A 2696-nucleotide genomic window follows, 5' to 3' on the forward strand; every position below is an offset into this window, starting at 1 on the left:
GAGGTCCTCGCCGCCGCCGCGGCCCTTGCCGCCGCGCTCGGCCCCGGCCTGCCTGCCGCGTCCGCCCCGGTCCTGCCGCCCCTTGCCCCGGTCACGGCGGAACTCTATCCGCGCCTGCCTGCGGCGACCCGCGCGCGCCACATGCTCAACGCCCTCGCCCAGGGCGCTGCCGCCGAGACGGGCCCCGCGCCGCCCGAGGCCTGAGCAAGGATCCTCTCTCCGGAGCCGCCGTCGCTGCAGAGGGAAGGCCGCGGCCCGGGGCGGCGGTCAAGGGGCCCGCAGGGCCCGCGCAGCGGCCTGCCCTTGACCGGCATCCGGGGCTGCGGCAGGCCGGACCAGCGATGGCGGGGCCGGAGAGAGGATCCCTCTCTCTGGTGAGCCCGAGCCCCCTTCTCCGACGCCGGTCAGTACTCCACGCCTGCCTGCGCCTTGATGCCCGCGCGGAAGGGGTGGCGGATCAGCTCCATCTCGGTGACCAGGTCCGCCGCCTCGATCAGCGGCTCCTTCGCGTTGCGCCCTGTCAGCACCACATGCACCGTCCCGGGCTTGTGCGCGGCCAGCCAGTCCACCACCTCGGCCACGTCGAGATAGTCGTAGCGCAGCGCGATGTTGATCTCGTCCAGCAGCACCATCCGCATGCCCGGACGCAGGATCAGCTCCTTCGCCTTCTCCCAGGCGGCGGCGGCCATCTCGATGTCGCGGGTGCGGTCCTGGGTCTCCCAGGTGAACCCCTCGCCCATCGTGTGGAACTCGCAAAGATCGGAGAAATGCGCGTTGATCAGCGCGCGTTCGCCGGTCTCCATCCCGCCCTTGATGAACTGCACCACGGCGCAGGGCATGCCATGGGCGATGCAGCGGAAGATCATGCCGAAGGCGGCAGAGGACTTGCCCTTGCCCTTGCCGGTATGGACGATCAGCAGGCCCTTCTCGCCGGTCTTGGTCGCCATGATCTTGTCGCGGCTGGCCTTCTTCTTCGCCATCTTCTCGGCATGGCGGTCCGGATCGGTGATCATCGCGGGGTCCTTCCTCGCGCCGGAGGCGCGGCTTGAGGCTTTCGCGCCGGGGGCGCTGGCTGGGGTCGCGGCGAGATAAGCCCGCCTTGCTCCGGCGTGCAAGCCCCGTGCCGGACCCGCCCGCCCCGGGCTCAGAACAGCCAATGCGCCACGACCGGCGCCAGCAGCGCGGTGACCAGCGCGTTCAGCCCCATGCCGATCCCGGCAAAGGCCCCCGCCGTCTCGTTGACCTGGAAGGCCCGCGCCGTGCCGATGCCGTGGGCCGCCACGCCGGTGGCGAAGCCGCGCGCGCGCCAGTCGCGCACCCCCATCGCGTTGTAGAGCGGCGTCACCACCACCGCGCCGATGATGCCCGTCAGGATCACCATCGCGGCCGTCAGCGCCGGGATGCCGCCGATCGTCTCGGCCACGCCGAGCGCCACCGGCGAGGTCGCCGATTTCGGCAGGAGCGACACCAGCGCCGCGCCGCGCACCCCGCAGAGCCAGCCGATGCCGACCGCCGAGACCATCGCCACGACGGATCCCGCGACCAGCGCCGCCAGCATCGGCACCATCGCCGCGCGCAGCCGGTGCAGGTTGGCGAAAAGCGGCACGGCCAGCGCCACGGTGGCCGGACCCAGCAGGAAATGCACGAATTGCGCCCCCTCGAAATAGGTCTGGTAACTCGTGCCGGTGCCCACCAGCGCCGCCGAGACCAGCACCACCGCGACCAGCACCGGGTTCACCCAGGGGCTGCGCCCGGCGCGGCGGAAGGCGGCGTCGCCGATGCCATAAGCCGCCAGGGTGACGACCAGCCACAGAAGCGCCCCCTGCTGCAGATAGGCCCAGAGGTCCGGCAGATCGGTCATGCCCGGTCCCCCATCAGCCGCGCCACCGCGCGGAAGGTCAGCACGCCCGCCACCAGCGACAGCAGCGTGGAGCCCAGAAGCGCCGCCGCCAGCCCGGCGCCGTATTGCGCCACCTGGTCCAGCTGGGAAACGATGCCGACCCCCGCGGGGATGAACAGAAGCGACAGGTTGGTCAGGATGGTCTGGGCCGTCGGCGTCACCAGGCGCGGCAGCCCCCGGAACGCGGTCATCAGCCCGAAAAGCAGCACCATGCCGATCACCGGCCCCGGCACGGGCAGACCCAGCGCCCGCGCGCAGACCTCGCCCGCCAGCTGGCAGCCCAGCAGGATCGCCAGCGCCCAGATCACTCCGGCTGCCTCCGCCAGACCGGCAGCTCGGGTGCGCCGAAGGCCCAGGAGAGATGTTCGTCGGCATGGAAATTCATCTCGGGCGTCACCGCCTCGGGATCGTCCAGCAGGGCGGCGAAGAAATGCATCTCGCCGGGGCTGTCGACCTGGTTCTCATAGGCGGCGGGCGCGCCGCAGCCCGCGCAGAACCAGCGCGTGCGGCCCGGCCCGCTTTCATAGCGCACCGGCGGAACCCCGGTCCAGCGCCACTGCCCCTGCTCCACCCCGATGAAGGTTGTGAAGGCCGAGGCGGTCTGTCGTCGGCAGCTTTCGCAATGGCAATGGCCGACGAAGAGGAAGGGCGGGTCGATCTCGAAACACGTGCGGTTGCACAGGCAATGTCCGGTCAGGGTCATGGTCGGAACCTCCTGCCGCCTGAGGGCCCCGGCAGCGCCGCGATGTCAACCCCGCCGGCGCCCGTTCAGGCCGCCGCGACCCCGCCGCGCCCG

General features: G+C 71.7%; 5 protein-coding genes. 1 reads left to right on the forward strand and 4 read right to left on the reverse strand.

Annotated features, from left to right (window positions below; all coding sequences use genetic code 11):
• A partial coding sequence (locus tag ICN82_RS21015; RefSeq protein WP_226898658.1) for a hypothetical protein occupies positions 1-204 on the forward strand: 204 nt, incomplete at its 5' end.
• A gap of 200 nt (positions 205-404) precedes the next feature.
• On the opposite strand, the gene cobO is transcribed toward ICN82_RS21015, so the two are convergent.
• From cobO to ICN82_RS21035, 4 genes are all read right to left on the reverse strand, one after another.
• Positions 405-1013 carry a cob(I)yrinic acid a,c-diamide adenosyltransferase gene (gene cobO / locus ICN82_RS21020; RefSeq protein WP_193187269.1) on the reverse strand — a complete coding sequence of 203 codons (609 nt, stop codon included), beginning with the start codon at positions 1011-1013 and terminating at the stop codon, positions 405-407.
• Between the two features lie 131 nt (positions 1014-1144).
• Positions 1145-1861, reverse strand: coding sequence for an LrgB family protein (locus tag ICN82_RS21025; RefSeq protein ID WP_193187272.1), 717 nt, complete (start codon positions 1859-1861; stop codon positions 1145-1147).
• A complete protein-coding gene (locus tag ICN82_RS21030; protein ID WP_193187275.1) occupies positions 1858-2208 on the reverse strand; it encodes a CidA/LrgA family protein in 351 nt (116 codons plus the stop codon). The genes ICN82_RS21025 and ICN82_RS21030 overlap by 4 nt, the downstream gene beginning before the upstream one ends.
• Positions 2205-2603, reverse strand: a complete 399-nt coding sequence (locus ICN82_RS21035) for a GFA family protein (protein ID WP_193187278.1) — start codon at positions 2601-2603, stop codon at positions 2205-2207. The genes ICN82_RS21030 and ICN82_RS21035 overlap by 4 nt, the downstream gene beginning before the upstream one ends.
• Positions 2604-2696 lie beyond the last annotated feature (93 nt).

Source organism: Mangrovicoccus algicola (genome assembly GCF_014903745.1).
In the GTDB taxonomy this organism is placed as follows: Bacteria; Pseudomonadota; Alphaproteobacteria; order Rhodobacterales; family Rhodobacteraceae; genus Mangrovicoccus; species Mangrovicoccus algicola.